The organism is Bacillus sp. SIMBA_074 (assembly GCF_046534555.1).
GTDB lineage: Bacteria > Bacillota > Bacilli > Bacillales > Bacillaceae_G > Bacillus_A > Bacillus_A mycoides.
Genome location: NZ_JAWRYM010000005.1, coordinates 16,834 through 43,808 on the forward strand (window position 1 = coordinate 16,834; position 26,975 = coordinate 43,808).

General features: G+C 32.3%; 32 protein-coding genes and 2 pseudogenes. 20 read left to right on the forward strand and 14 right to left on the reverse strand.

What is annotated here, in order from left to right; translation table 11 throughout:
* Positions 1-29: 29 nt before the first annotated feature.
* Positions 30-1,463, reverse strand: coding sequence for a MocR-like pyridoxine biosynthesis transcription factor PdxR (gene pdxR, locus SB773_RS08285; protein ID WP_241875578.1), 1,434 nt, complete (start codon positions 1,461-1,463; stop codon positions 30-32).
* Between the two features lie 152 nt (positions 1,464-1,615).
* Between pdxR and SB773_RS08290 the strand changes: the two genes are divergently transcribed.
* The 14 genes from SB773_RS08290 to SB773_RS08355 all read left to right on the forward strand — a co-directional run bounded on the left by SB773_RS08290 (position 1,616) and on the right by SB773_RS08355 (position 12,340).
* Positions 1,616-2,527 carry a DMT family transporter gene (locus SB773_RS08290; RefSeq protein ID WP_410589436.1) on the forward strand — a complete coding sequence of 304 codons (912 nt, stop codon included), beginning with the start codon at positions 1,616-1,618 and terminating at the stop codon, positions 2,525-2,527.
* A 282-nt stretch (positions 2,528-2,809) separates the two neighbouring features.
* Complete coding sequence (locus SB773_RS08295; protein WP_410589438.1) at positions 2,810-3,733, forward strand: nucleoside hydrolase; 924 nt, start codon at positions 2,810-2,812, stop codon at positions 3,731-3,733.
* A 77-nt stretch (positions 3,734-3,810) separates the two neighbouring features.
* Positions 3,811-4,275 (forward strand): GNAT family N-acetyltransferase, encoded by a 465-nt coding sequence (locus SB773_RS08300; RefSeq protein ID WP_002032392.1) that lies wholly within the window; start codon positions 3,811-3,813, stop codon positions 4,273-4,275.
* Positions 4,276-4,466: 191 nt separating this feature from the next.
* A complete protein-coding gene (locus SB773_RS08305) occupies positions 4,467-5,036 on the forward strand; it encodes a DUF4256 domain-containing protein (protein WP_410589440.1) in 570 nt (189 codons plus the stop codon).
* A 372-nt stretch (positions 5,037-5,408) separates the two neighbouring features.
* The gene (locus tag SB773_RS08310) at positions 5,409-5,855 is read left to right on the forward strand and encodes an NUDIX domain-containing protein (RefSeq protein ID WP_410589442.1); all 447 of its coding nucleotides are present in this window, start codon (positions 5,409-5,411) and stop codon (positions 5,853-5,855) included.
* A gap of 199 nt (positions 5,856-6,054) precedes the next feature.
* Positions 6,055-6,330 (forward strand): heterocycloanthracin/sonorensin family bacteriocin, encoded by a 276-nt coding sequence (locus SB773_RS08315; RefSeq protein WP_001001869.1) that lies wholly within the window; start codon positions 6,055-6,057, stop codon positions 6,328-6,330.
* 113 nt (positions 6,331-6,443) lie between these two features.
* Entirely contained in the window at positions 6,444-7,472 is a 1,029-nt protein-coding gene (locus SB773_RS08320) for a serine hydrolase domain-containing protein (RefSeq protein WP_410589445.1), read from the forward strand.
* Positions 7,473-7,503: 31 nt separating this feature from the next.
* Positions 7,504-7,647, forward strand: a complete 144-nt coding sequence (locus tag SB773_RS08325; protein ID WP_410589447.1) for a hypothetical protein — start codon at positions 7,504-7,506, stop codon at positions 7,645-7,647.
* A 278-nt stretch (positions 7,648-7,925) separates the two neighbouring features.
* On the forward strand, positions 7,926-9,134 hold the full coding sequence (locus SB773_RS08330; protein WP_002032385.1) for an L-lactate MFS transporter: 1,209 nt from the start codon (positions 7,926-7,928) through the stop codon (positions 9,132-9,134).
* Positions 9,135-9,314: 180 nt separating this feature from the next.
* On the forward strand, positions 9,315-9,731 hold the full coding sequence (locus SB773_RS08335) for a GNAT family N-acetyltransferase (protein ID WP_410589649.1): 417 nt from the start codon (positions 9,315-9,317) through the stop codon (positions 9,729-9,731).
* A gap of 184 nt (positions 9,732-9,915) precedes the next feature.
* The gene (locus SB773_RS08340; protein ID WP_002085308.1) at positions 9,916-10,359 is read left to right on the forward strand and encodes an NUDIX hydrolase; all 444 of its coding nucleotides are present in this window, start codon (positions 9,916-9,918) and stop codon (positions 10,357-10,359) included.
* A 30-nt stretch (positions 10,360-10,389) separates the two neighbouring features.
* Entirely contained in the window at positions 10,390-11,520 is a 1,131-nt protein-coding gene (gene dnaN / locus SB773_RS08345) for a DNA polymerase III subunit beta (protein WP_410589450.1), read from the forward strand.
* Between the two features lie 64 nt (positions 11,521-11,584).
* The gene (locus SB773_RS08350) at positions 11,585-12,040 is read left to right on the forward strand and encodes an NUDIX hydrolase (RefSeq protein WP_410589651.1); all 456 of its coding nucleotides are present in this window, start codon (positions 11,585-11,587) and stop codon (positions 12,038-12,040) included.
* Positions 12,041-12,079: 39 nt separating this feature from the next.
* The gene (locus tag SB773_RS08355) at positions 12,080-12,340 is read left to right on the forward strand and encodes a hypothetical protein (protein ID WP_410589452.1); all 261 of its coding nucleotides are present in this window, start codon (positions 12,080-12,082) and stop codon (positions 12,338-12,340) included.
* Between the two features lie 43 nt (positions 12,341-12,383).
* On the opposite strand, the gene SB773_RS08360 is transcribed toward SB773_RS08355, so the two are convergent.
* Positions 12,384-13,346: an MBL fold metallo-hydrolase gene (locus SB773_RS08360; protein WP_410589454.1), complete on the reverse strand. Its 963-nt coding sequence runs from the start codon at positions 13,344-13,346 to the stop codon at positions 12,384-12,386.
* 296 nt (positions 13,347-13,642) lie between these two features.
* Between SB773_RS08360 and SB773_RS08365 the strand changes: the two genes are divergently transcribed.
* The 4 genes and pseudogenes from SB773_RS08365 to SB773_RS08380 all read left to right on the forward strand — a co-directional run bounded on the left by SB773_RS08365 (position 13,643) and on the right by SB773_RS08380 (position 16,506).
* The gene (locus tag SB773_RS08365; RefSeq protein WP_410589456.1) at positions 13,643-14,644 is read left to right on the forward strand and encodes an LAGLIDADG family homing endonuclease; all 1,002 of its coding nucleotides are present in this window, start codon (positions 13,643-13,645) and stop codon (positions 14,642-14,644) included.
* 147 nt (positions 14,645-14,791) lie between these two features.
* A pseudogene (locus SB773_RS08370) lies at positions 14,792-15,703 on the forward strand (hypothetical protein).
* Positions 15,704-15,750: 47 nt separating this feature from the next.
* Positions 15,751-16,141 (forward strand): annotated as a pseudogene (locus tag SB773_RS08375) (histidine phosphatase family protein); the annotation flags it as partial.
* Entirely contained in the window at positions 16,141-16,506 is a 366-nt protein-coding gene (locus SB773_RS08380) for a RidA family protein (protein ID WP_410589458.1), read from the forward strand. The pseudogene SB773_RS08375 and the gene SB773_RS08380, both read left to right, overlap by 1 nt.
* Before the next feature lie 710 nt (positions 16,507-17,216).
* Here SB773_RS08380 and SB773_RS08385 read toward each other — a convergent pair.
* The 6 genes from SB773_RS08385 to SB773_RS08410 form a co-directional block, all read right to left on the reverse strand.
* A complete protein-coding gene (locus SB773_RS08385) occupies positions 17,217-18,032 on the reverse strand; it encodes a YwqG family protein (RefSeq protein ID WP_410589460.1) in 816 nt (271 codons plus the stop codon).
* Positions 18,033-18,110: 78 nt separating this feature from the next.
* Positions 18,111-18,518 carry a DnaJ family domain-containing protein gene (locus tag SB773_RS08390; protein ID WP_002136558.1) on the reverse strand — a complete coding sequence of 136 codons (408 nt, stop codon included), beginning with the start codon at positions 18,516-18,518 and terminating at the stop codon, positions 18,111-18,113.
* 21 nt (positions 18,519-18,539) lie between these two features.
* A complete protein-coding gene (locus SB773_RS08395) occupies positions 18,540-19,736 on the reverse strand; it encodes an alpha/beta hydrolase-fold protein (protein WP_410589463.1) in 1,197 nt (398 codons plus the stop codon).
* Positions 19,737-19,823: 87 nt separating this feature from the next.
* A complete protein-coding gene (locus tag SB773_RS08400) occupies positions 19,824-20,186 on the reverse strand; it encodes a hypothetical protein (RefSeq protein WP_410589465.1) in 363 nt (120 codons plus the stop codon).
* A gap of 270 nt (positions 20,187-20,456) precedes the next feature.
* Positions 20,457-20,828 (reverse strand): YxiJ-like family protein, encoded by a 372-nt coding sequence (locus SB773_RS08405; protein ID WP_060751167.1) that lies wholly within the window; start codon positions 20,826-20,828, stop codon positions 20,457-20,459.
* Between the two features lie 12 nt (positions 20,829-20,840).
* Entirely contained in the window at positions 20,841-21,692 is an 852-nt protein-coding gene (locus SB773_RS08410) for a patatin-like phospholipase family protein (RefSeq protein ID WP_305927584.1), read from the reverse strand.
* A gap of 179 nt (positions 21,693-21,871) precedes the next feature.
* Between SB773_RS08410 and SB773_RS08415 the strand changes: the two genes are divergently transcribed.
* Positions 21,872-22,249, forward strand: coding sequence for a PH domain-containing protein (locus SB773_RS08415; RefSeq protein ID WP_002065713.1), 378 nt, complete (start codon positions 21,872-21,874; stop codon positions 22,247-22,249).
* 121 nt (positions 22,250-22,370) lie between these two features.
* Here SB773_RS08415 and SB773_RS08420 read toward each other — a convergent pair whose 3' ends face one another.
* The 5 genes from SB773_RS08420 to SB773_RS08440 all read right to left on the reverse strand — a co-directional run bounded on the left by SB773_RS08420 (position 22,371) and on the right by SB773_RS08440 (position 26,138).
* Positions 22,371-22,895: a GNAT family N-acetyltransferase gene (locus SB773_RS08420; RefSeq protein ID WP_002085328.1), complete on the reverse strand. Its 525-nt coding sequence runs from the start codon at positions 22,893-22,895 to the stop codon at positions 22,371-22,373.
* On the reverse strand, positions 22,835-23,356 hold the full coding sequence (locus SB773_RS08425) for a YfiT family bacillithiol transferase (RefSeq protein ID WP_088033757.1): 522 nt from the start codon (positions 23,354-23,356) through the stop codon (positions 22,835-22,837). Before SB773_RS08425 ends, SB773_RS08420 begins: the two co-directional genes overlap by 61 nt.
* 23 nt (positions 23,357-23,379) lie before the next feature.
* Positions 23,380-23,901, reverse strand: a complete 522-nt coding sequence (locus tag SB773_RS08430) for a GNAT family N-acetyltransferase (protein ID WP_113734981.1) — start codon at positions 23,899-23,901, stop codon at positions 23,380-23,382.
* 63 nt (positions 23,902-23,964) lie between these two features.
* Positions 23,965-25,287 (reverse strand): FAD-dependent monooxygenase, encoded by a 1,323-nt coding sequence (locus tag SB773_RS08435; protein WP_410589471.1) that lies wholly within the window; start codon positions 25,285-25,287, stop codon positions 23,965-23,967.
* A gap of 71 nt (positions 25,288-25,358) precedes the next feature.
* The gene (locus SB773_RS08440) at positions 25,359-26,138 is read right to left on the reverse strand and encodes an undecaprenyl-diphosphate phosphatase (protein WP_002085334.1); all 780 of its coding nucleotides are present in this window, start codon (positions 26,136-26,138) and stop codon (positions 25,359-25,361) included.
* A 132-nt stretch (positions 26,139-26,270) separates the two neighbouring features.
* Here SB773_RS08440 and SB773_RS08445 point away from each other — a divergent pair, with 132 nt between their 5' ends.
* Entirely contained in the window at positions 26,271-26,477 is a 207-nt protein-coding gene (locus SB773_RS08445; RefSeq protein WP_002141925.1) for a hypothetical protein, read from the forward strand.
* A 49-nt stretch (positions 26,478-26,526) separates the two neighbouring features.
* Here SB773_RS08445 and SB773_RS08450 read toward each other — a convergent pair whose 3' ends face one another.
* The gene (locus SB773_RS08450; RefSeq protein WP_001048946.1) at positions 26,527-26,907 is read right to left on the reverse strand and encodes a nucleotide excision repair endonuclease; all 381 of its coding nucleotides are present in this window, start codon (positions 26,905-26,907) and stop codon (positions 26,527-26,529) included.
* Positions 26,908-26,975 lie beyond the last annotated feature (68 nt).

Below are 26,975 nucleotides of genomic sequence, written 5' to 3' on the forward strand. Positions count from 1 at the left end.
ACCCTCTTTATACAAAGAGGATCTTTTTATTATGCCATTAACTTACGAATCAAATTACTTAATATAATAATACCTTGAGTAATTTGTTCAGGGGAAGAATACCCATAAGATAAACGTATAAACTGATCTGATTCTTCCTCATAAATACGTCCCGGATTTAAAAGAATTCCATTTGATAATGCTTCTGAAAACAGTTTTTTCATCGGAATGTTAGGTATCACTCTTAGCCATATAAAAAATCCGCCGCTAGGAATATCCCACGTGGCAATATCTGCACAATACTTATTTAAGGCTTGTATCATTATTCGTCTCCGCTCTTTTAGGTGAATCCTTACATTCGCTACGTGCTCCTCATAAAAAGCTTTACTTAACCATTCCGTCGCAACTCTTTGAGATAAAGAACTTGACCCATAGTCAGTTTGCATTTTTATGTCTGATAATCTCTCAATAACAGGCTCTGGTCCGATAATCCAACCAATCCTAAGTCCTGGGCTAAGTGTTTTAGATAGACTACCGATATATAAAACATGTCCATATTTATCCATCGACTTTAAAGGAGGGGGCGGTAGTTCATCCATCCATAACTCACGGTAAATATCATCTTCAATGATAGGCAATTGTTCTTTTTCGCATATTCTTAGTATTTCTTTTCGTCGATCCTTGGACATTAATACACCCGTCGGATTTTGAAAACAAGGAATCGAATATAAAATATTTTTCTTTTGACTATAATTAATTCTTCTTAACAAATCATTAGGGATAATTCCATGTTGATCCATCTGTATTCCAGAAAGGTGAATATTAGCCGATTGAAATACGTGAAGAGAATATAAGTAAGAAGGTCGTTCAAGTAAAACAGTTGACTCTCTATGTAAAAGACCGATTGATATTAATTGTAATGCCTGTAATGCACCAGAGACTATTAATATAGAGCTTGGTGATGTATTTATTCCAAATGATTTTACATAATTACTTATTGCTTCACGTAAAGGGAGATATCCTTTTTGTTCTTCATATCCGAAATAATCTAGTTCCTCACATACGTTACGCATAATGAATTGCATAGTTTCTAACGGGAAAAGATGAGGTGCAAGTTCTCCCTTACTAAGATGAATCAATTTTTTATTTGCTTCTGCTTCATTTATTTCTCGTACCATTAACTTGCTTGGTTTATGAATACCAGCCTTTACATATTCACTCCAATCGGGCGGGGGATTGGTGGCTAATAATGACCATGTATTATTCGTTACAATTGTTCCTGACCCGATTTGCCCTTGAATTAAGCCATCTGCCATAAGTTCTTCTAGTGCAGTTATTACAGTACTACGATTTACATGAAATAATTTCGCTAACTGCCGCTGGCTAGGAACCTTACTTCCAATCGGCCATTCTCCGTATTCAATTTTTTCTTTCATATAGTCTATTATCTGCCGATATTTAGGCAGTTTTTTATCAGTAGACATATTAAAAACTCCCTCATTCATTTTAAAAATGCAAAGTGGTTGGTTTTTTCGAGGATTAACTGGTTGAAGACATTGTATCAACTATTAAATATGATGAAAAGAAATAATTGGTAATTAGAAAATGGCTGGTTTATTGGAGAGGGAGAGAAAATATGCATAATAAAAAATGGGATTTTCGTATTGTATGTGCTCACGCTTTTACGATTCTTATATGGGGAACAGCTTTTCCAGGAATTCGGATGGGGCTTGAAGCTTACACCCCTGAACACCTTACTTTGCTACGATTATTAATCGCTTCTTTGATTCTTTTTCTGTTTTCACTTATATACAAATTACGTTTACCTGATTTGAAAGATATTCCAGTAATTTTTATATTTGGTGCTCTTGGATTTACAATTTATCATATTGCACTGAACTACGGTGAAAAGAGTGTGAATGCTGGACCTGCTAGTTTAATTGTATCAGTAACACCTATATTAACGGCAATTCTTGCTTCTATTTTTTTGAATGAAAAAATGAAATTAAATGGTTGGATCGGTGGTGTAATTAGTTTTGTAGGAATTGCTTTTTTATCGTTAAGTCAAGGAGATTCCATTCAATTGAATAGTGGGGGATTACTAATATTATTGGCGGCAATTTCAGAAAGTCTATTTTTTGTTTTTCAAAGGCCATACTTAAAAAAGTACGGTTTCTTGCCATTTACAATATATACAATTTGGTCTGGTACTGTATTTATGCTTATTTTTTTGCCAGGGATTTATGAAGAAATTGTAGCAGCTCCTATAGAAGTTACTTTGAGTGTTATATATTTAGGTTTGTTCCCGACAGTACTGCCGTATATTGCATTAGCATATATTACATCCCATGCCAGTGCTTCTGAGGCAACAAGTTCTCTATATTTAACACCAGTAACTGCATGTTTTATCGCTTGGATATGGTTAGGTGAGGTGCCAACCTTTGTTTCGATAATTGGAGGGGGAATTACTATACTTGGAGTTGTGATTGCTCATTTAACATTTAATAAAGATGATTATAAGCAAATTGAGAGTGAAAAAGTATGGTAAGACATCCCTGCGAGTATTTGCAATTTAAATGCAAAATTTCGGATTAATAAAAGACCTTCAATTCTATAAATATAGTGAAAAAATCTATATTAAAATCAGCTAGTCCAATATTTGTACGAGATTTAATTAAACTGGTAGATTATTTATCTGCAAAAGAACTAGCATAATGCTAGTTCTTTTTTATCAATACATTACTCACCATTAATATTTGCTTAGAACTGTATAGATTTAAATTATTTCCACATATACATAATTATCTTACCTGTGAAAGGAGTGCATTTCTTGGAGAAGGTTTTATTTTTTGGAGACCCAGGTATTGATGATTCGTTTGCAATTATGTATGGCTTACTGCATCCTGAAATTGAAATCGTTGGTATCGTAACTGGATATGGAAATGTTGAACATATACATGCCGCTCATAATGCCGCATATATTTTACAGTTAGCAAACAGACAAGATATTCCTGTAATTAGCGGTGCAACAGGCCCACTTACAAATGAAATTACAACGTATTACCCTGAAATTCATGGACCAGAAGGATTAGGGCCCATCCATGTACCGGAAAGTGTGTTATCTATTCCTATATACAATTTTGGTAGTATTGCTGCGATTCTTGTAAAGTATGGAGAAGATTTAACAATTGTCGATGTAGGAAGATCTACCTCGTTAGCGATTGCTTTTAATTTATGGAACGACTTGATGTTAAATATAAAAGGAATTTATCTTATGGGTGGTGTCTTTTTAGAAGCAGGGAATGTTACTCCATTAGCAGAGGCAAACGTGTACGGAGATCCTATAGCAAGTCAAATTGTATTTCAGCAAGCGAAAAATATAACGTTATTCCCTTTAAATGTAACAAATAAAACGGTTTTAACCCCAAGTGTATTTACTTACATTTTAGTTAATACACAAAATCCATTTAAGTCGATTATGAAACCCCTGTACGATTATTATTTATCAGCATACCAAAAACTCAATCCATCTATTGAAGGGCCATTATTACACGATGTACTTGCTATAAGCGGTTTAGTGAATCCTACATTTTTAAATTATACATCTCGAAAAGTGACTGTAGACATATGTGGCGAAACGAAGGGACAAACTTTTGCTGACTTTCGCCCACACTCTAAATCTGAAGGGGCGCGTATAGCGTTACAATTAGATGAGGAAAAATTTATTCAGGATTTTATGAAAATCATGTTATAAGTTGATGTCGAAAAAGGGAATCATTTCACTCCGTTGAATATAAAAGATAAATTCTCTTTTTAAAGGAGCTTAAAATAGTGAACGTCCAATTAAAAATTGTTACGAGAGAAAATTGGGAAGACGCATTAAAGTTACAAGTTAAAGAAAACCAAATACACTTTGTTCCGGCAGTGGCAGTATCACTTGCTAAAGTATACATAAAACCAGATGGTGAAAATGTCGAATATATTCCATTCGCTATATATGATGGTGACCTTATAGTTGGTTTTATTATGCATGCTTTTGTACGAGAGTCAACAGATATGTATTGGATTAACGGATTTATCATTGATGAAAAAGAGCAAGGAAAAGGATATGGAAAAGCAGCATTACAGGAAATCATTAACTTAATAAAAAATAACTTTAAAGAGTGTGAGGAAATTAGATTAACTGTCCATAAAGATAATATTTCTGCAAAGAAACTATATGAATGTTATGATTTTAAACCATTAGGAAATGTATATGACGGTGAGGAAGTATATCGCTTATTGTTGTTGAAATAAAGATGTACTGTTTTGAAACAATAAGTTGTTCCGTTAAAGGGTCATATTGCGGAGATGCGGAGAATTGGTTGTACTAATTCATATAAATTATCGCAAACTCAATTCACGCAATTATTTAAACATTTTATTATAAAACAGTATTTATATATACTTAAACTATCATTAATAAAAACATCAATGGAGGAACTAATATGAAAGAAAGCAATAAAAAAGAGTTGTCACTAGAGCAACGTGAAGAATTACTACAAACATTGAAAGATCGTTTTGATAATAATATGAACCGTCATAAAGGTTTAGAATGGGCTAATGTTCAAGAAAGGCTGGATGCTAATACTGAAAAGTTGTGGTCGCTCAACGAAATGGAACGAACTGGTGGCGAACCTGATGTTGTTGATTTTGATAAAGAAAAAGGCGAATATATTTTTTATGATTGTTCAGCAGAAAGTCCTAAAGGTCGTAGAAGTGTTTGTTACGATCTTGAAGCACTAGAATCAAGAAAGAAACATAAACCAGAAAATAACGCTATTGATATGGCAACTGCCATGGGTATTGAACTATTAACGGAAGAAGAATATCGTACATTACATAATCTTGAAAATTTCGATATGAAGACGTCGAGTTGGGTGCAAACACCTTCTGATATTAGAGAACTTGGCGGTGCCCTTTTTTGCGATTATCGCTTTGGACACGTCTTTGTGTATCACAATGGGGCAGAATCTTACTATGCCGCAAGAGGCTTTCGTTGTTCGTTAAGAGTCTAAAATTTGTACAGGCAGGTAAATTTGAAGTAGAGAATAGATTTGCTTAGAGAATAGTAGTGATTGCATACTTTAGCTACGGCTTCGATTTTGAGGCCGCAAAGAATAGGGCTAATCAAACCTTATTGTAAAAGAATGAATCAACTAAAAATATTAAGAGTATGTTTTGATAATTTTCTTCATAAACATACTCTTTTTTAGAATCATTTATCAAAATTATTAGTTTTAATTAACGTATAAACGAGAACTTGTAAAAGGTACTCTTGCAATTATCAATGAAATTCACCCATATGAAACACCTATGATTTATATTATCCCGCTTTTAAATGAAAATTTCCGAGCAAGTATAAAGTGAATGATTAGGAGGAATACAAAATGAAAAGTAAATTCCATCATATTGTACGAGCTATCATGATAAAAGATGAAAAATTACTAGTTGCTGAATACATAGGACATCACTATTTTTTACCCGGTGGCCATGTTGAAATTGGGGAATCAGCAGAGAATGCACTAATAAGAGAGTTACGAGAAGAACTCGGAGTAACTTGCAGTATAAAACAATTTTTAGGCGTCATAGAAAATCAATGGCAAGCCAAAGAAACCCTCCACTATGAAATTAACCACATTTTTGAAATAGATTCAAATGAGTTAAAATCCGATTTCACTCCAATATCTAAAGAGTCCCATTTAGCATTTCACTGGATTGATTTTAATAAAGAAAATATAAATTCCTATACAATAATGCCGACACCTTCAGTAAAAGAATTACTAGAAAGAAAATTAAGTGATGAACTATTAACTTGCTGGATTAGCAACTTTTAATTGTCTCTATTTATATTAATTCCGTTCACTAAAAGAATATAAAGAAAATAGGCTCATAAACAAGGTACATCACCTAGTGTAAAGTCATATTTTGTTGATGTACGCATTTAGTCTATAGCCTTATTTCTACTTTATTTTTAAAAGTAAATAAACTCGAAAATTTGGACGGAATTTACATTTGTAAATGGAGGGTTTCATAATGAATGAATTTCAACAAGAACTACAAGCGTTAAACCTTAATGCTTATCAACCTGGTAATGTTGTGTATTGGGATCAGCAACAAAATCAATATCCATATTACTACATTCAAGACGATGCACGTCGTTGTGGCGGATGCGGTGGTGGCGGACGTTGTGGCGGTTGTGGTGGTCGCTGTGGTGGTTGTGGCGGCGGACGTTGCGGCGGTTGTGTAGGCTGTGTAGGCTGTGTTGGTTGTTTCAGCTGTTCTAATTGCTGGAACTGGTGGTTTATTTAAGTATTATAGATCTATAATATTTCACATGAAAGAAAAGTGCAGATGCAAAGTTATAATGTATTGAAACTTTTCTTTCATGCTGTTATTTTTATATGTTTTAGGGGGATATTTATTTGTACAAATATGAAAAATTAATTTCATGGGTAGAAAACATTAAAGAGACAAATCAAAGTTCTACGGCAGCACTTTGTATTATTAAAGATAATAAGATTGTGCTAGAGCATTATAGTGGAACGCATTCAAATACTCCTACTAGTAAAAAAGTAACCATATCTTCACAGTTCAATGTCGCTTCCGCAAGAAAAAGCTATTTAGGATTAATGGTAGCTTATGCTGTTTATGAGGGGAAAATAAAATCTCTTGATGACGAGGCAGTAAATTATTTTGAAAAACATGATCCTTCATTACTCGGTAAGACAACGATAAGACATCTAGTAACTCATTCACACGGTTTAAATGAAACCGATGATGGGACAGCTTTTCGTGAATTTGAGCCGGGACAAGCTTGGGCGTACAGAGATATTAATGTAAGAATGGTGACGCAGCTTATTGATCACTTGTATAACAAAAGTTTTCCTGAACTATTAAAGGAGCGTGTATTCATACCTGCTGATTTCAAGGAAACTGGATGGAGAATAAAACAAGATGATAATTTAGTTAAGGTTGTTGTAAATCCAGATGAAGATGCAATAAATAGTGTTGGTGCAGTAGATGACGGCTCCGAGAAAAATCTTTTTGTCTCTACGAGAGAATTTGCATACTGGGGGAACCTGCATTTAAATAACGGGTTCTTAAATGGTAAACAAATTGTGCCAAAAGAAGTTATAGCACTTGCTACGAGCTTACAAAGTCCAGAGTATACAAATAAAGAACTACCTCAAAACGGGTTGTTTTGGTTCGTTCAAAATGAACCTGCTTTATTTAGCGAACTTGGTGAGCGAGTTCCTAAAGGTTCCTATCAAATATTAGGAATTACAGGACCAACGATATTAGTCATTCCAGAATATAATGTCGTCGTTGCTAAAATGTACAATAAAAGATACAACTATGGTGGGGATAATTATTTATATTATTTACGTGAATTTAGCAATTTAGTCGCTGATACATTTAGTAGCAGTAAAAATACTATGGTTAGGGTATAACTACTCCTATAATAAAAAGGAGTGAACTTTAATGAAAAAAGAAGTGACTAAAAATAAAAAGCAAAATATAAAGGATGTAAACACAGAACAAAACGCGATTTATAGCGATCCGAAAGATGCAGCTAATATGCAAACTGTACCGCAGCCGAAAGACTTTGAGGAAATTGAATATTAATTTTCTCTCCGACTTATTTATGAAAGAAAAATACGTCTTAAGTCTCATCACTTTCAGCAAATTATTTGATAACATATATACATAAGCATTCGAAAATGTCTTATCTTAACAAAGCTTTCTTTAAATGCTGTATATAACCTACAAAAAGGCACTTCTTGATGAAGTGTCTTTTTGTGTAAGCTAACTCAATTTCCATTTTCCTTACAGTATCTTGCAATTTATCATGGATATACTAACTGTGAAAATTCATGTCATGATAAAAGAAGGGGACAGTTAGCATGAAACAAACATCTATAAATCCATTGCTAATTGTTCTAGGCACAATCATTGTTCAAATTGGCCTAGGAACAATTTACACATGGAGTTTATTTAATCAACCCCTTGTAAGTAAGTTTGGATGGAACCTCAATTCAGTCGCGATCACGTTTTCAATTACGAGTTTTTCTTTATCATTCTCAACTCTATTTGCAGGAAAGCTACAACAAAAATTTGGACTTCGTAAACTTATCGCTACTGCAGGAATTGTTTTAGGACTCGGTTTAATACTTAGTTCACAAGTTTCCTCATTACCATTACTTTATCTATTAGCCGGTGTTGTCGTTGGATACGCTGATGGAACAGCATATATTACATCACTATCTAATTTAATTAAATGGTTTCCAAACCGTAAAGGACTTATTTCTGGTATATCTGTTTCGGCATATGGAATGGGCAGCTTAATCTTTAGATATATAAACGGAAATCTTATCAACAGTCTTGGAGTATCACAAGCATTTTTATATTGGGGTATTATCGTCTTACTATTAGTGTTGATAGGATCATTCTTCTTACGTGAAGCAATTGTAAGTAACACTGCAACTGAAACGTTACACAATGATTATACGCCGCGTGAAATGATGAAAACAAAACAAGTATATCTCTTATTTTTCATGTTATTCACATCATGTATGGGCGGACTGTATTTAATCGGTATGGTAAAAGACATCGGGGTGCAGCTCGTTGGTCTTAGTGCAGCGACTGCCGCTAATGCCGTCGCAATGATCGCAATCTTTAATACAATAGGTAGAATTATTCTTGGAACGTTATCAGATAAAATAGGTCGATTAAAAATCGTCTCTGCTACATTTATTATTATTGGATTGTCCGTCTTCACTTTAAGTTTTATTCCACTAAATTACGGGATTTATTTTGCTTGTGTAGCAAGTGTTGCCTTTTGCTTTGGTGGTAACATCACTATCTTCCCAGCAATTGTGGGAGACTTCTTCGGATTAAAAAACCATAGTACAAACTATGGGATTGTTTACCAAGGTTTCGGATTTGGTGCACTTGCAGGATCATTCATTGGAGCACTACTTGGCGGATTTCAGCCAACCTTCATTACAATCGGTGTTCTATGTGTTATATCTTTCGTTATCTCTATAGTAATCCGCCCTCCAAATGCAGAAAAGAAGAAGGAAATCAAATCGTTAAATCGAAAAATAGCTTAATGCTAAGAAAGAGTCCTTATACTAGGGCTCTTTTGCTTTACAAAAAAATGTATAAACAATGGATAACATTCAAAAAATCTAATTTTTTCCCTGTACTTATTTCATAATCTAACATTAAAGAAGATAGGACATTCCGATTATTAAATTGAACAAATAATGTAAAGGGGCGTGATAGTTAAAATACAAATAGTAAAGCAATGGGTACAAGAAGATAGTGATTACATAAGAGAAAAAGTAATTGAATATAACCAAAAACAACTTTCAAATGAAGAAAAAACACCTTCAGAAAAGATTAGTTTTATAGTGAAAAATGAAAAAGAAGACATAGTAGGAGGGATAACGGCAATCACATTTTGGTACCATGTACATGTTGACTTCCTATGGGTTTCAGAAGAATACAGGCACGAAGGTTACGGAAGCAATTTAATGAATCTTATTGAAGAATTTGCAATTAAAAAAGAATGTAGGCTAATCAAATTAGATACTTTTAGTTTCCAAGCCCCTAATTTTTATAAGAAACATGGGTATAAAGTGATAGGGGTAAGTGAAGATCATCCTAAAGGGCATAATCATTACTATTTAGAAAAAAGGTTATAAATGAATCATTAAAGAGTGTATTATGATTAATCTTTTTCAAAATATGCTCTTTTCTTTTGTGTGTCTATGAACACGATATCGTTTCGTATTAGTTATTTATTCAAATTACTTTTTATGAATCCAAACAATTTAATGATAGAATGAAATAAAGACAGAAAATTTTTACCATTCAAGGGGGTTACATATGAAAAAAGTAAATGTTACATACGCACTTCTATATGATGAAACTCATGAAAAGCTATTAATGGTTAAAAACAAAGGGGAAAATGGTTCTTATTACACTTTACCAGGTGGAGCAGTTAAATTCGGGGAAACGTTAGAAGAGGCAGCAATTCGTGAAGTGAAAGAAGAAACAGGGCTAGACATATCTGTAAAAGGGGTTTGTTCCATTAGTGAAGCCTTTTTTGAGGAGAGAGGACATCATGCAATCTTCTTTAATTTTTTAGGAGAAATAACCGGAGGGGAAATCTGTATATCACGGCCAAAAGAGATTGAGGAGATTACCTGGATGGAATTAGATTCAGCAGAACCTTATTTACGTATACCAGAACACTTAAAAAGCCTTTTACAAAAGAAAGAAACAGTTCCTTATATTTTTAATGGAACTATTATTCATCAATCTTCATAAAGATAGTATTTCATTTAAGGCGGGGGAAAAATGGAGTTTATCGTTAATCACAAACAATTTACACAAGCTCTTTCAGAAGTAAGTAAAGCTATCTCAACAAAAACTTTAATTCCTATATTATCCGGAATAAAGATAACAGCAGATCAATCTGGAATTACTTTAATCGCAAGTAATTCGAATATTTTCATTGAAAAATTTATACCTATTTCAATTGAAGACGAACAAATTACAACTATTTTAAAAGCAGGGAGTATTGTTGTACCAGCAAAATATTTCATTGAAATTATTAAGAAAATGCCAAGTGATATTTTAATAAAAAGCATGAATGAGCAGTTGATTACAATTCAATCTGATGAAATTACTTTAAACTTAAATGGAATCTCGGCAAATGAATTTCCTAATGTACCATTTTTAGACGCACATACAGAAATACAAGTAGAGACGGAACAATTAATTGAAGTCTTTAAACAAACTGTCTTTGCAACTGCTAAAAATGAATCTAGACGAGTTCTTACTGGCATACATTTCGTTATTGATCATAACAAATTAATTTGTGCTGCTACTGATTCGCACAGACTGGCTTTACGTGAAATACCCATTTCTTCACATGCGAAATTAAATTGCATTGTACCAAGTTCCACTATTAGTGAACTACTAAAATTAATGAACAGTAATTCAAATTTAGTATACATATATCTTTCAGAGAGTCACATTATTTTTAAATTCGGTACAATTACGTTGTATTCAAGGCTAATTGAAGGGAAATATCCTAATATATCCGGCCTAATTCCAAATGAATCCCAAACTATTATTAATATAGATAGAAAAAAGATTTTACAAGGTGTAGATCGGTCAAGTTTATTGGCTAGTGAATGGGCAAACAACAACGTTAACTTAGAAATCATCGACGAATGCACAATACAAATTTCTTCCAACGCTTCTCAAATTGGTAAAATATCCGAGACACAACAAATAGATGCGATTCACGGTGAAAAGCAATTAAATATATCTTTCGACGGACGATATATGGTCGATACTTTAAAAGCAATAAAAGAAGATAGAGTTACTTTAAGTTTTGGCGGTTCCATGAGACCGATATTAATTGAAGCAGGTGAACAATCTGCAGCAGTATATTTAATATCACCTGTTAGAACTTATTGAGAACAAAGGAAGGAATTAAATTATGTACAAGCACACTTTATGTTTTATATAAAGAAATGAAGAAATACTTATGCTAAATAGAGAATATGATCCTGTAAAAGGATTATGGAATGGTGTAGGAGGGAAGATAGAAAAAGGAGAAACACCGTTAGAAAATGCAATTCGTGAAATAAAAGAAGAAACAAATATAGATGTTGAACAAAATCAAATTCAATTTAAAGGCATTATTAAATGGGAGGATTCCTCATATTCTGGTGGCATGTATGTCTATTTAGTAAAGCTACTTAATGAATTTACATATCACACTCCAAAAAAAGTCTCAGAAGGAATTCTAGATTGGAAAGAGGTATCTTGGATTCTAAGTGACTATAATTACGGCGTAGGAGAGATGATACCTAAATTTTTAACTGAAGTACTTTATAATGAATTAATATTAGAGCACTCTTGCGTTTTATCAAATCATAAATTAGTAGAGTATAAGAATAAAGAATTAGCTAAGCAGACCAGCATAGTAAAGTAGTAATTAGGGGAGATTAGTATGTAATAGAAGGAGGAGCTCATGAAAAAAGGAAATCACTTATTTTGGATATATATAACTAGTATTACTATTATAATACCCTTAATTATTTACTTAGCATTGGCAACCTCTAGCGAAAAAGATACTCTTACTCAACTAAAAAAAGCCCCCGGTATCCCATCTGCTATTCAAGATTCAAACGATATAGAAGACCCTACAGGATATTGGACAACAGAAAAGATGAAAACCGCAATTCCAGTAGATAAAACAGAGAATTTTAATAGATCAGTCATAAATGAATAAAAAGCGAACCATCAATATTAAATCGGTTCGCTTTTTATTATAATCACACTTCTCGCCACCAAGCTGACGTAGGATATTCTCTAGATTGTAACGCAATAGCTTCACCGATTTGTGGCGTTGAAATATTAACCCCTAAACGATTTGCTTCTTTCGTAACACGTTCAATAGGATCACTCCATTCATGTAATGCTAACGTAAAAGCACCCCAATGAATAGGAACGAGCAATTCTCCTTTAACGTCAATATGAGCTTGTACTGTTTCTTCTGGCAACATATGAATTGCAGACCATCTCGTATCGTACTGCCCGCATTCCATTAAAGTAAGATCGAATGGACCATATTTATTACCAATCTCCTTAAAGTGCGGAGCATAGCCACTATCACCGCTAAAGAAAACTTTCGTTTCTTGACCAATAATAAGCCATGAACACCATAAAGAACGATCTTTATCTGTCATACTTCGTCCAGAGAAATGCCTTGCAGGAGCGCAAACTAACTTAATATTATCAAACGTAATTTCATCCCACCAATTATGTTCACTAATTTTACTAGGTGAAACACCCCATTTAATAAGATAACGCGCAACTCCAATCGGGACATAAAAATGCTTCGCACGATCTTTTAACCGCATAATACTTTTGTAATTTAAATGATCATAGTGATTATGAGAAATGATAATCGCATCAATTTCCTTGAAATCTTCACGTTCTAAAGAAAAAGCACCACTATAACGTTTACTATTAAAAACAGGGAACGGGGAAGAGGCATCGCCAAACATAGGATCTAACAACAGCTTTTTACCTTCTATTTTCAAAAGAGAAGCAGAGTGACCAAACCATGTAACATTCTCTAAAGACCCATTATCTTTATTCGGTAAAACGATAGGTAAGTCTTTTATAGGACGTAGCTTTGTTTTCATTTTAAAGTAATCAGTCATTAAACCGATAATATCTTTCGGATTAAAACTTACATCAGTCGGAATTTGATTCATATATTTCTTTTTCATTAGTTCTCCTTTTTACGTTTAACAATATACGTATGTTGTTATTGTAGCTAATTGTAGTTTAAACGAAATCATTTTACCTTTCATCTTAAATGCAGTACATTTCATAAATTCTTCAAATTTATTATTTACATATAAAAAATAGAATTCATTTAGCAGCAGCTAAAACTAATATTATGTATTTGTAAATTGTTTTGTTTAAGTAAATTCTTTCTCATAAACAACAAAGAACGTACGTTTCGTTATATGTTATAGAAGCAGGTAGGTAACTAATTATCCAAAGGAAGGAGAGTCTATAAATGCTTGAAGAAAGAAAAAAGAAGTCAAAATGTAAACTATCAAAATCTGAAATGATTCAGCTTTATACAAAAGGGAAGAGCACCTCAGAAATAGCTGTACTTGCCAATGTGTCTGCTGGATATATTCGTATGGTTTTAAAAGAAAAAAACGTGCCCAGACGAGCTATAGGTAGTTGGAAGAGAAAGTATGATTTAATAGAAGATTATTTTAAAACTTGGTCAAATAACATGGCTTATATTTTAGGATTTATAACAGCAGACGGTGTTATACCAAAAGAAAATCAATGTGTCAGTATCTCGCAAAAAGAAAGTGACATTCTAAACGATATAAAAAAAGAATTAAACACAAACCAGCCGCTTTATCAAAACAAAAAAACAGGCGTATATATGTTAAACCTCAATAGTAAAACAATTAAAAAAGATCTTATGAATATTCACGGAATCAAGCCTTGTAAATCATTTACTGTAGAATTTCCATTCGTACCAGATGAATATCTGCATCATTTTATTCGAGGGTATTTTGACGGAGATGGTTATGTCAATTATGAAGCATATACAGTAAGTTTTGTAGGAGGATCATATAATTTTATGAACTCTCTAAACCAAGTTCTGCAAAATTACAACTTAAATTCTAACCTTTTAAATCAAAATACACATTATCGTGTCATGCTAACTGGGAGAAAATCAATTCAGCTTTTTGCAAATTGGATTTATAAAGACAAAGATATATATTTGCATAGAAAATATGAAACATTTCATAAAGAACATGTAAGTTTAGAACAATTACAAGATCGAAAATTAAAAAGAACTCAAGCTGCAGTTATGCAAAGAAAAGAAAACTTCCTTAAAGATTATGAGAAAAACAAATGTATTACTACCGCATGTTCAAATATAAATATTAATGAATTAACATTTAAACGTTGGATAAAAAATGATAATCAATTTAAAAAAGAATATGAACAAATTAATTTGATATATACAAATAGCAATAATACAATATAAAATTCTAGATAACCTTAGTATAGGTATTAACATAGCTATACTAAGGTTTTTTATTTGAAATCATTAAAGGATACTTATTTTTATTTATAGAACATAGTAAATACATAGATTTTACAATGAAATTACTAAAAAAGAAGGGATTTTAAAATGCATGCTAATTATTCTCCGGAGAAAATACTTAAAACAACTTATGAGACAAAAATGATTTCATCAGGTGACAATTATCCAACTCTAAAAATAAGCGGAACAAACCTTCAATATTTACTTGTAATGCTCCATCTGGGCATAGAATCAAATACTATAAAAACGAAGCTAAATTGGACTAACGAGGAATTCGAAAAACAAATGCACGCATTAGAACTAGAAGGTTTATTGAATGAGACAGAAGGGAGTTACTATCCAACATGTATGGTTATAACAGCTAATGAAGGAGAAAAACTGTATAACCTATGTGAGCCTCTAATTAAAACTGCACTTAACATAATTGAAAAGTATTCTAATCAAATTGATGCTATGTCTAAAAGAATCGAGACATTTAATCATTTATCTAAAGAATCGTATAGTCTTTTACTATATAGTGGTTGTGTTATTAGATTTTGGACAAATAATTAACATTGAAGAAAACTATTTAGAAACAGAATGGCCTTTGAGAAACAATAAAAGATATTATTATGCGATTCTAGAACAAGAACAAACAGACAAAGAGTCCTTTGGAATGTATGGTAATACGTATTTAGATTTAGGAGAAGTTCAAATTGGCCTTTATAGAAACACACGATATACAACTTTGAATTTAATAACTGCGAATAAGGAAATACTTGAAGAATATTTTGCGGAATCGCTAACACAATTAGTGAAGAATTAATCTTATTGTTAAAGGAAAATGATCAACCTCTTAAAGAATATTATGTAAGCAGCAGATACTCAATGGAAATAACCTATGAAGAATTTTTTATATGGTGGTATCACTTTTTCTATACAAAAGTAACTAATGAATTAATAAAACAAGACGTAATTAGAAGCAGTTCTCGAGGAAATCAAACATATATAATTCTTTAAACTGCATGTTAGAATTTAACTTCATATTGTAGCAGGAGGATACGTGTATGACTGTTATATGCTTAGTTAGGAACGGGGAAACTGAGTGGAATACTATTGGAAAGCTCCAAGATCGTGAGAACATTAAGCTAAATAAAAATGGTATACAACAAGCTGAAAAATGCGGTTTGTATTTACGTGAAAAACAATGGGACATTATTATTTCTAGTCCTTTATCAAGAGCAAAGCACACAGCTGAAATCATAAATACATACATGTTAATACCAGTAGATCTTATTGAAATGGATAATTTTATAGAACGCGATTATGGTATGGCTTCAGGATTAACGACAGAAGAGCGAAACGAAAATGTTTCCAAATCGTAATTATATAAATCAAGAACCAAGAAGATTTCTAAAAACAAGAATTATAACCGGTTTAAATATAATCCAGAAACAATGCCAGCAACTTTTGGATACTCACATGTAGTTGAAGTTAGTAACGCTAAACGAACCATTTACATATCTGGACAAGTAGCGATTAATGCTGATGGTCAAATAGTTGGCATTGATGATTTAGCTACACAAACGCGCCAAGTATTTGAAAATATTAAAAGCGCATTAGAAGCTTCAGACTTAAATTTTAATGATGTAGTAAAATTAACATTTTTCTTAACAGACATTTCTCAAATGGCCATTGTTAGAGATATTCGAGATCAATACATCAACACAAACAATCCACCAGCAAGTTCAGCTGTAGAAGTTAACAAATTGATTAACAATAAATTATTAATCGAAATCGAAGCAATTGCTGTAGCAAACTAATTTTAAAAACTTATTCTTAATCATATCAACGCAATTCGTTTAAAGTGAACGAATTGCGTTTTTTATTAACTAAAATATAAATTATACACGGAAACATTCTTATCAATAACACAACATAAATAACTTAAAAAACAAATAACCACACAATCTACAACACATTATGAACCCAATTAAAAAGGGGAGCCTAACAACCATAACTAACATATAATAAGTTTATTACTTTTTACTAGTTAACATAATATATATTATACGAAGTTGTATAGAGTAAGTGTTTATCTGTATCAAAAACCAAGTAAACTATACTTAATGAGACGAAACAGGGATTTTTAATGAGATTCACATAAAATCTTATCTAAATGAATTTCTACAGTTTTTATCGTTTATTTTGCTATAAATTAATCACAACAAATCTTAATCGATTAATTATCGTTTAACGAGTCAAAAATAATTTTGATTCGCACGGAATTTTTTTATGCGAAATAAATTTTTCTATACAAATGATAAATTTCATTTTATGTTTTGCTTTATAGATTTATTGCTAATTACATATGTTTTATTATTTTATATTTTTGTTGTTATTTCTTTTATTTACGCTTGACTTTCATTGTATTCTTCATTCTAGTTAACATAACGTTTATTTTTAACGTAAAAAAATCCTCCTCACCTTCAGGAAGATTTCTTTTGCTAGCTAGTAATCCATTTATCTATTTTTAGTAACAATCCCAATTGTAAATAACATTGGAAAAATCTAGATTTAATAAATCGTCTTTCTTTATAAAGAAATTAGCAACACCAGAATCTCCCCACATAATATTTAATGAATCATCTGTATCGATTTGCAGCAATAATATATCATGTTGCTGGTATTTTTCTTCCCATTCCCTTGGATCTGTCTGTGTGAAAAATGGATAACCACCAATTTTATGCCCTTGATCTTTACATAAATCATCATACAGTTCGCCTAATTCTGTATTATTTTTTTCATCAACAATTTCTTCCCAATCAATTTCCTCACTAAACATCTTTTCAAATCGATAATCCCTTGATGTTACGGGCTGATAACCCAATTCAAACTTTAATTTCGCTGCTTCAGGTATGATAAAGTCCTCTAATTCTGAAGTGTTTAAATAACTAAAATCAGTAATAACCTTATTTAAATCTTCTATAATTGTAGAATGATAAATAATTCGAAAGTCTTTTTGGATTGTTGGATGATCAAAATCTGCTCCGTAAAGCTCATCTTCAGCACTTACGAAAAACTGTAGCATACCCTTTTGAGGCATATATTCAACATGCGGCATTTCTTCAAAGTTTAGCTGCGCAAGTAACATCATAGGTTGTCCATTTGAATCTTTAGGATGCTCTTGATCTATAGGTAAATACGGATAACCACCAAATTTACTCTCAAAAAGCGTTGTCTCTGCTAATGTTCCAGACGCTTTAATATAAGGTTTCACACTTTCTTCTAAAATACTACGATACTGCTCTAGTTCTTTCGGAATTTGAAGTTGATACGTATTCTTCATTACATTTGCCTCCCCTTAATAATGAATTGAAAATGCCTTACTTAATTATATAGCAACAGATAACTTCATTGAAAATCGTTAAATATCCGTTTTAACCCTCATTTTTTGCGCACTTGGCGGACAAAGTAAATTATGTTCTGAGACCTTTTTATTAATAGTTGTAATTAACATAGCTGCTTCTACATTATCCGTTAGTTCTTTTAAATTTTCTTTTAGATGATCTATTTCCTTTGAAAGTTCAATCCACCTAGGCAAAACATGATTATTTTTCAAAGTTCTATAAAGTTGCTTGTCAGGATTATACGAAAGATCTTTATCAAGATTAAGAGGTTTCCCTTTCCCAGGTAAATCATTAAACGCTCCTGTCTTTTCTGCCTGTTTAACGATAGAGCTAATATGATCCTCATACGTGAACGACCAAACTTTTTCATCTTTAACTAAAATTTCTTGTTTTTTAAGTTTTTTATCTAGCTCATCTTGATTCATAGATTCTCTCTCCTTTTTATTTTATAGTGTGGTTTTTGTATGTTTTAATGCTTTCAACCCATCAAATAACTTTTCTCGCCACCAAACACCGTCATGACCGCCTTGAAACTCTTCATAAGTAATTTGGTATCCTTTTTCTTTTAAAGCTTTATACAGGCGTCTATTAGCCGTTAAAAGAGGTTTGTTTTCGAGTTCTCCTGCTGCTATGTAAAAATGAGGTTGACTCGTATTAGAATCTATAGATGAAATTTGATTTTCAATCCAAGGAATTTGATTTTCATAACCATCCTTTTTCCAATGCACGGATCCAGACATTGACAACACGTTTCCGAAAACATGTGGATTTTGAAGCGCTGCATAAAAAGCTGCTAAGCCACCAAGACTGAAACCAGCAATTGTTGTATGATTCTTTTCTTGATATACGTGATACCTAGCTTGAATCCATGGAAGTAGTTCCTCCGTTAAAAATGTATTCATTTTATCGTTATAAGTTAGCTCTTCTAGTCGATCAACGGGTTCTATTGCAACAGCAATACAAGATGGGATTTCTTTTTCGTATATTAAATAATTGAGTGTTCTTGCGATTGAAAGGTTATTAATGAATGAATTCCCATCAAACACAATGAGAAGTTCTTGAAGATGTGAAGTGTGAGAATAGTCATGAGGCGTATAAATATAAATTTTACGTGTGTCATTTAAAATCGTACTATGAAAAGAATATGTTTCAATTTTTCCAGATGGATAATGATCTGAAGGAAAACGACTGCTATACTGTACTTCCATTCCTATGTTTAACACAGACGCTTTATTGGCATCTTCTCCAAATGTATTTTTATTAAATCGATCTAGTTGGTACTTTTCACTGCGCTTTATCCAATCATTTTCGAAAAAATCGTTTACTGAAAAATAGTACGTTGAAATAAAACTCTCATCCGTCCTAAACGTTACATACCAAATATCTGTCTGTAACAACCGTTGTAGTTGATTTACAGACAGATCCCAACCAGGAAAACTACCGAATACATAAACGTTTTCAGTTGTTTGATCCCCTAACCATATATACGTTATAAGCTTATACTGATTTTCTACAGGACATTGTTCTATTAGTGGCGTATTATTTGACTTTATTTCATGCAAAAAAGTATAAATTGCTTTCTCGTTTCCTTTTTTTAATTGATTATTAAGCTCCTCTAACTTAGGACTAATTATTGAAGTCACCCATCTGCCTCCTTTGTATTTCTTTCTTTTCACTAGATTGCTTTTATAAAATTTAGGATTAGTATGTTATGTATTTAGATGAGTTATTTATTTAGAAGGTTTATCAATTGCCTGAATAGAAAGTTCCAACGCTTTTATTCTTCTTTCTAAAAGTGTTCTTTGAGGACTACCAGCCTTAGACTTATCATAGGCTCTCTCAATTGATGGAAGCAAACCAGCAAGGATATTACGAGCTTCTGCTAACTCTTCTTGGCTATACCGATGACTTTCTTGATTCCACACGTTCTCTAACACTGCTAGCCCTATACAAACGGCTTTAAGCCTTTTTTTCACTAAGGTAGTATTTGCTCCTTTTTGAGTCATCTGTGAAAAAGCATTTTCAAGTTTACGAATAGTCGATTGTAAAGATTTTATTGATTCCGATTTATCTATATTTGATACGTTTTCCATGTTACTGTTGTTCCTCCTGGCTTAACTTATTTAATACTGGATATAATAAGTACTTGATTTCACTCGAAATATTTTATCATAAATAACTAACTATATTCGAATTGGATAATGAATTAAAGGAAAACGGTATCTAAACACCTCTCCCTCCTTTACATCATTCTATATGTACTTCTTTCTTCGTATTAGAATCCCTATATAAACAAGGTATTAAAATTGTATTTTTTATGAACAAAAAAACGCACAAGCAGCATAACTTGTACGTTTTTATTTTTATTCAGTAAGGTAATATAGTAGTAGTTTCCTGGTCTTCTCAAAATTCATGAAATCTCTATACAAAATGGGATACTTCACAATTTCTATTTCTAGAAAGTGATATTGCGGAAACCATTCAAAAAACGATTTCTTTAGCCACTTTATTTGATCAAACACAATCTCCTTTTCGTTGTTATTAAGTATGTAACTTAAAGTACCTGCTGTATGCATCCAATAATAATTTAAATCAGCATTTATACAGTCAGCATCTGTAAACATATTATTAAAATCTTTTCGTATTTTTCGAAGGTCACAATTCGGAAACGGTTTAAGCAGCGGACTATGCATTTTCTGCAATTCATTAAAAATAACCTTTTTACCTAATAGCAATTTTCCACCCCTTTATTTCCTTACCCAACTTAATAATTTTTCATAATGATGTTGAGCATCTGTATAGCCAAGATTATATAGGTTAACAAGTTTCTCTTTATTTCTTTCTATTCCGCTTATAGGAAGCTGTACGCTAGGCTGAATGATATAAAAATTGTCTTTTTGTTCTATTTGATTCATATAAGTTATCGTCTCATTATAAAAACGATAATGTTCTACTAAAGATTGTGCGATATTCGGATATTTTCTATATAACATTTTAGCCAGGCCTGAAAATTTGTTTCGCTGCTTCTCATACCCTTCTGGCTTTGTCATTATAACAACGTTTTTTAAATAACCATCATTTTGCGCTTTAAAAACTGGAATAGGATCTATAATCCCTCCATCTAACAATTTTCGATTATCATATTCTACAGCAGGTGCTATAAACGGCACAGAGCTTGATGCACGAATAATTTTTAAAATATCATTTCCGTGTTCTATTTTATTATAATAAACTGCTTGTCCTGATTCGCAATCAGTCGTTCCGATTACAAACTGTTCATTTGAATTTAGGAAAGTTTGAAAATCAAACGGTACAATTTTGTTTGGTACTTCATCAAATAAAAAATCCATTCCAAATAATTCACGTTTTCTAATTAAGTTTCGATAAGATATATACCTGTGATCTGCTACTAGCTCTGTATTCACTTTCTTATTTCTTCCTTTTTGACGTGACAAATATGTTGCTCCCATACACGCTCCGGCGGATACACCGACTACATACGGAAAGAATAAGTCCCTTTCCATAAAATATTCGAGTACTCCTGCAGTATATAATCCTTTCATTCCGCCGCCTTCTAATACTAAACCGATATTTTTCATGCTATATCCCTCTACTTCTGTTTTCTTAATTATATGTTAGCACAAGATTTTAGGATGAGGTTATATAAATTGGTTGCAATAATAACAAAAAACTATTGAAGCAATGTCATAATCTATTAGCCATTCGCATGGTACAATATAAGAAACTCATTCCACATATTATAAAGGAGGAATTTCATATGGGTTTATTTAGTGGTATTTTAGGAAATGCATCAAGTGCGAGTACAGAAAGCGTTGAACGTGATTTAGAAAAAATTATGCTAGACGATGAGAAAGTTGAGCATGCTTATAAATTAATTCGTGATTTAATCGTATTTACAAATCGTCGTCTTATTTTAGTAGATAAACAAGGAATATCAGGTAAAAAAACAGAGTATCATTCTATTCCTTATAAAAGCATTACACAATTTAGCATTGAAACAGCTGGGCATTTTGATTTAGATGCAGAGCTTAAAATTTGGGTATCTAGTATGGATGATCCAATTACGAAAGAATTTAAAGGTGACGATAGTATTTTAAGCATTCAAAAAGCGTTAGTAACATATACGACGAAATAACGTCTTTCTGTATTTTTATTCATTATCGAAATTACTAACCCGAGTATTTTGGAAGAATATGCATTATTTTTGTATATTTAATCTAAAATAACATAAAAAGGTAAAGCGTATTTCAAATGCTTTACCTTTCTTTTTTGTAATAAATAAGTGTAGTTTTATCATTTAATTTCTTTATTACTTCTGTTCTTTTATACCCCATTTTTTCGTATAGAAAACAATTTCTTTCTTCTTCTAAAATCGTAGCAAGTTCAAAACTCCGTGCTTCTGGAAACATCTCTTCAATTAAAATAAGTACCTTCTTAGCGATTCCTTTCCCTTGATAGATTGGATGAATGAACATTGGACTGATCCAAAATTTATAAGGTCTTTCTTTTTGGGATATACATATCGCTCCAACAAGGTTCGAATCTATTATCATCTTATAAAAGTTGTTGCTCGGATTATTTATTCTTAAAATAGTTTTTTCAATAGATTCATTTGCTGGATTTGTTTCATAGTCTTTATATTTATTTAATAAAGGACTAAATGAGTCTATTTGCATTTGAAATAAAACTGCTGCATCAATTTCTGTCGCCTTCTCTAATGTTACCAATTTAAACGCTCTCTTAAAGAAGTAATATGAGCTGTATGATGACGACCGTGCCATGCATATAGTCCAATTGCAGCAGCAAGTTTTGTTTCTCCTGATTCAGGATGATTAAATGTCTTTTCTAAATCTGCCGGTTCTAAAGAATATAATAAGTTAATCCATCTTTTATGTAATGAATCTAGCATTACAAGTGAAACATCTACTGGTAATTTCGAGTCAGGTAGCTCTGCCCATTTTTCTTCTTTGTACGGTTTAATAGTTGGATTCTTTTCTGTCAGTGCTAATTTAAAGCGTATGTAGCTATTCATATGACTATCAACAACATGATGAACAACTTGGCGAACAGTCCATCCACCGACGCGATACGGTGTATCTAACTGCTTCTGATCTAAATCTTTTATCGCTCTTGCTAGTTCATTAGGTAAATCCTCTATTTCTTGAATCCATTTATCAATTATTTCTTCTGTAATAGTTCCTACGTAAGTAAATCGACCTATTGGATAACGTAAATCCTTCATGTACATGTCCCTCCCTATTATTTTTAACCCTTAGTAGTCCTCCAAATATAATGTACGAAATTTACGTTTTCCCCGTTTAAATCTACAGTAGTTGTCTCCGCTTCCTTTTCACGAGAAAATCCGTTCTTTTCTAATACAATTTGTGAAGCTATGTTATTTGTTGTTGTCATAGCATGTATTTCATTAATTTCATAGACTCTTGCTTGAGCCAAAATCAATTTTACAGATGATGCTGCAACTCCTTTTTTTGTAAAATCCTCTCCAACTCGGTAGCCTAACGACCCAATTCGTTTTTTCTTATCTACATCAACTAAATTGATACGTCCTACAATTTCTTTTTCTGTATTACGTATGAGATGAAAATAAGAAATCCCCTCAGTTTGTTCTTTTAATAGTTCGTCAAGTTGCTTTTGAAAGTATTCATACACGTAATAATTAGAGCCACGACTTGGTACCATTGTTTCAAAAAATGATTTGTTCGTGAGTTCAAAGTTAAATAAATCTTCAGCGTCTTGTTTCTTTAATTGTTCTATGTATATTTTCATCTCGCTTACTCCTTCTATATCTACTAACTGTTATATATTCTTTTTTAACCGATTATTTTCCTGCTATTTCTTTCGCATCAGTAATACAGCGAGTAGCACTTTCGGATGAAATAGGTGAAATGGACTACGAATTAAATTCATCACTCTTACTAATCGAATATAAACGTCAGAGTCACTTGCAGATAGTTGATATATTTGTTTCGTATACCATAGCTGAAATTTTTGCTTTATCGTTAATTTTCTTTTTAGCTGAGGATGACGTGATATTTCCGTTGTAGTCATTTCCCAAGGAGTTTGTATGATATTAGCAGTTTCTTTATAAAACTGCTGTGTAAATGCTTTATCAAGCCTTTGTCTCCGTTGTAAAAGCAACTGCAATTGGTGAGCTTCCATAGCCGCAACTGAAACTCCTTGCCCAAAAACGGGATCAAAACGACATTGTGCATCTCCGACTACTAACAAGCCTTCTGGTAAATGATTAACTAAATCAAATCGCCGACGTACTTGATAAGGAATTTTGTATGTTTTGATATCTGAAATTTCCTCCGCTTTGTTTAGAAAATCTGTCACGTTAGGGATTGATAGATTTTCAGCGAAATCATAAAACTCATCATCTGTTTGTGGTGCTTTCTCATTTGTGTATCCGCTGAAAGTAACAAAATAACGATTATCCTCAATCGTTTGAATAAGTACACCATACGGATTGTCCGGGAAACTTGGAGACATTAGCATATTACAGCAGTCTAATTTCTCATTTTCTTTGAGTTTAAACATTTTAGTTGCGTAGAATAAATCGATACGCACTTTCTCTTCTTGCACTTCGATATTGTATTCACGTAACCACGCTATACTTTTTGAACCGAATCCACTCGCATCAACAACAATATCTGCTTGAATTTCTTCTTGCGTGCCAGTCTCTAAACATTTAGCTTTTACTCCACATACTTTGTTAAGCTTTCCATCTACTAATAACCCTTCAACCAATGTTCCAAATTTAATGATTACATTTGAAATTTGATCAATTCTTTTTTGGATATGCCATTCAAGCAAAAGCCTACTTTGTTGAATCATATGCACTTCTCCTATGAATGGTTGTTTCCATAAACCAAATTGATGCCATTTTATATCACGAGTAAAGTTATTTACGATGCTGCCTGCTTCTATTAATTCATTAGTAATAGTAGGAAACAATTCCTCGATTGCATTTTCTCCACCTTTTAATAACACATGAGGATGATTACTTTGTGAAACTCTTTTTCTCAAAGCTTTTCCATCCCATCTTTCGCTGACTTCTATAATGATTACTTCTTTAAAAGAAGTTGATAATGCTTTTGCTGCGAGTTTTCCTGCTATACTTCCGCCAATAACGATAGCCTTATTAAACATATTTACCCCCTTAATGAAAAAAGATCCTGCCTTGTATGAATGAAACAGGATCTAAACGAAGAATTACTAAATTAAAACACATGAGTAAATTGCAACGTTAAAATTAAAATACCTAATCCCCATACGTAATACGCGAATACTTTTAAGGAGTGACGTTTTAAATATTGAATCATCCATGAAACAGCTATGTAACCAAAAAACGCTGCTGATAACGTGCCGACAATTAAAGATGTACTAGAAATAGATTCTGCTTTCCCTTGATAAACATCTGCAAATTGCAAGATGATTGCTCCGACTATTGCTGGCGTAGATAATAAAAACGAAAAATATGCTGCTGTTTCACGGTCTAGTTTTCTCCATAAAGCAGCGACGATTGTCATACCAGAGCGAGAAATTGCTGGGAAAATAGCAGCCGCTTGAAATGAACCGATGATAAATGCATCTTTATATGTAATGTCATCCATTTTTTTACGACCGTTTTTTTGTTTATCGGCCATGTAGAGAAAGAAACCTGTCACTAAAAACTCCCATCCAATCGTAATACCTGTTTTTGAAATATCTTCAAAGAAGTCTTTAAATAACAATCCGATTACAACTGCAGGTATCGTCCCAACAATAAGCAATAACATTAGTTTTGAAAATGGATTTTTAATTAAGTATATAAATTCTTTTTTGTAATAAATAAACACTGCAAGCAAAGTCCCGATATGCAGCATCGTATCTAAAAACAATCCAGCTTCATCTAATTGAAACAAATGCCTTCCTAAATAAAGATGTCCTGTACTACTAATCGGCAAAAACTCTGTTAAACCTTGTATTATCCCTAATATAAAAGCTTCTAACCAATTCATGATGGTCCCCTTTCTCGTTTGCTTGTACCAATATATGAAGGTTCAATTTTCGATATGAAAAAAACTATTTTTCTCTATGAATTTACTTTCATTTTATGGATATATATGTAAAAAGTAGTGAGGAGGGTTACTATGTGGCAACATACAAAATTCGGCAATATATTACTTTGGGCAGGACCTATCCTTGTGTTTATTGGGTTATGTATGACAAATGTTATTTCGGATATTCCTTTTTTTGAAGGGAAACATAAAACGCTTGGAATAATAACTTTATTTATAGGGCTTTTCTGTTTAATTGCTGCTAATCATTTTAAAAAAGGAGAAAGAAATGAGGAATGAAACACAAAAAAACAATCCCAGTATATGTGCTAGGATTGTTTTTTGTTACTTATTTATAGAACACTTTATCAACGTTATATTTTGCTTTATATTCATTAATAATGTAAGTTTCGTAAATTTCTCTTTCTGTTGGATCTTCTACGATACAGGCATCAATGCGGTATACTTCATCACGGTGATTTTTAATTGGTGAAACATTATCTTCAAAATGCTTTTTAATACGTTGTCTAATTTTACGAGCTTTACCTACGAAAAGAAGTTCGTCATTAATATTGTAAAACATAAAAATGCCGCCTTTATCTCTAGGGAACAAGTGGAAATCGATAAAACCGTTAATTGGAGTAATTAATGGCTCGTCTCCTTTAATAACTTGGTTACGTTCAGTAATGGAAACATCAGCTTCAGGAATATTAATTTTAATCAAGTTCATTCACGTCCTCTTTTATTATAAAGATAAATAATAGCATAAGTATGTAAGAAAAGCTATGTTAAGAGAGA

Bases quoted from the DNA above. Each gene is read 5' to 3' on its own strand.
- pdxR (WP_241875578.1), bottom strand. From the start codon at position 1,463: ATGTCTACTGATAAAAAACTGCCTAAATATCGGCAGATAATAGACTAT.
- SB773_RS08290 (WP_410589436.1), top strand. From the start codon at position 1,616: ATGCATAATAAAAAATGGGATTTTCGTATTGTATGTGCTCACGCTTTT.
- SB773_RS08305 (WP_410589440.1), top strand. From the start codon at position 4,467: ATGAAAGAAAGCAATAAAAAAGAGTTGTCACTAGAGCAACGTGAAGAA.
- SB773_RS08310 (WP_410589442.1), top strand. From the start codon at position 5,409: ATGAAAAGTAAATTCCATCATATTGTACGAGCTATCATGATAAAAGAT.
- SB773_RS08315 (WP_001001869.1), top strand. From the start codon at position 6,055: ATGAATGAATTTCAACAAGAACTACAAGCGTTAAACCTTAATGCTTAT.
- SB773_RS08325 (WP_410589447.1), top strand. From the start codon at position 7,504: ATGAAAAAAGAAGTGACTAAAAATAAAAAGCAAAATATAAAGGATGTA.
- SB773_RS08330 (WP_002032385.1), top strand. From the start codon at position 7,926: ATGAAACAAACATCTATAAATCCATTGCTAATTGTTCTAGGCACAATC.
- SB773_RS08340 (WP_002085308.1), top strand. From the start codon at position 9,916: ATGAAAAAAGTAAATGTTACATACGCACTTCTATATGATGAAACTCAT.
- dnaN (WP_410589450.1), top strand. From the start codon at position 10,390: ATGGAGTTTATCGTTAATCACAAACAATTTACACAAGCTCTTTCAGAA.
- SB773_RS08355 (WP_410589452.1), top strand. From the start codon at position 12,080: ATGAAAAAAGGAAATCACTTATTTTGGATATATATAACTAGTATTACT.
- SB773_RS08360 (WP_410589454.1), bottom strand. From the start codon at position 13,346: ATGAAAAAGAAATATATGAATCAAATTCCGACTGATGTAAGTTTTAAT.
- SB773_RS08365 (WP_410589456.1), top strand. From the start codon at position 13,643: ATGCTTGAAGAAAGAAAAAAGAAGTCAAAATGTAAACTATCAAAATCT.
- SB773_RS08380 (WP_410589458.1), top strand. From the start codon at position 16,141: ATGCCAGCAACTTTTGGATACTCACATGTAGTTGAAGTTAGTAACGCT.
- SB773_RS08385 (WP_410589460.1), bottom strand. From the start codon at position 18,032: ATGAAGAATACGTATCAACTTCAAATTCCGAAAGAACTAGAGCAGTAT.
- SB773_RS08390 (WP_002136558.1), bottom strand. From the start codon at position 18,518: ATGAATCAAGATGAGCTAGATAAAAAACTTAAAAAACAAGAAATTTTA.
- SB773_RS08400 (WP_410589465.1), bottom strand. From the start codon at position 20,186: ATGGAAAACGTATCAAATATAGATAAATCGGAATCAATAAAATCTTTA.
- SB773_RS08410 (WP_305927584.1), bottom strand. From the start codon at position 21,692: ATGAAAAATATCGGTTTAGTATTAGAAGGCGGCGGAATGAAAGGATTA.
- SB773_RS08415 (WP_002065713.1), top strand. From the start codon at position 21,872: ATGGGTTTATTTAGTGGTATTTTAGGAAATGCATCAAGTGCGAGTACA.
- SB773_RS08420 (WP_002085328.1), bottom strand. From the start codon at position 22,895: ATGGCACGGTCGTCATCATACAGCTCATATTACTTCTTTAAGAGAGCG.
- SB773_RS08425 (WP_088033757.1), bottom strand. From the start codon at position 23,356: ATGAAGGATTTACGTTATCCAATAGGTCGATTTACTTACGTAGGAACT.
- SB773_RS08430 (WP_113734981.1), bottom strand. From the start codon at position 23,901: ATGAAAATATACATAGAACAATTAAAGAAACAAGACGCTGAAGATTTA.
- SB773_RS08435 (WP_410589471.1), bottom strand. From the start codon at position 25,287: ATGTTTAATAAGGCTATCGTTATTGGCGGAAGTATAGCAGGAAAACTC.
- SB773_RS08440 (WP_002085334.1), bottom strand. From the start codon at position 26,138: ATGAATTGGTTAGAAGCTTTTATATTAGGGATAATACAAGGTTTAACA.
- SB773_RS08445 (WP_002141925.1), top strand. From the start codon at position 26,271: ATGTGGCAACATACAAAATTCGGCAATATATTACTTTGGGCAGGACCT.
- SB773_RS08450 (WP_001048946.1), bottom strand. From the start codon at position 26,907: ATGAACTTGATTAAAATTAATATTCCTGAAGCTGATGTTTCCATTACT.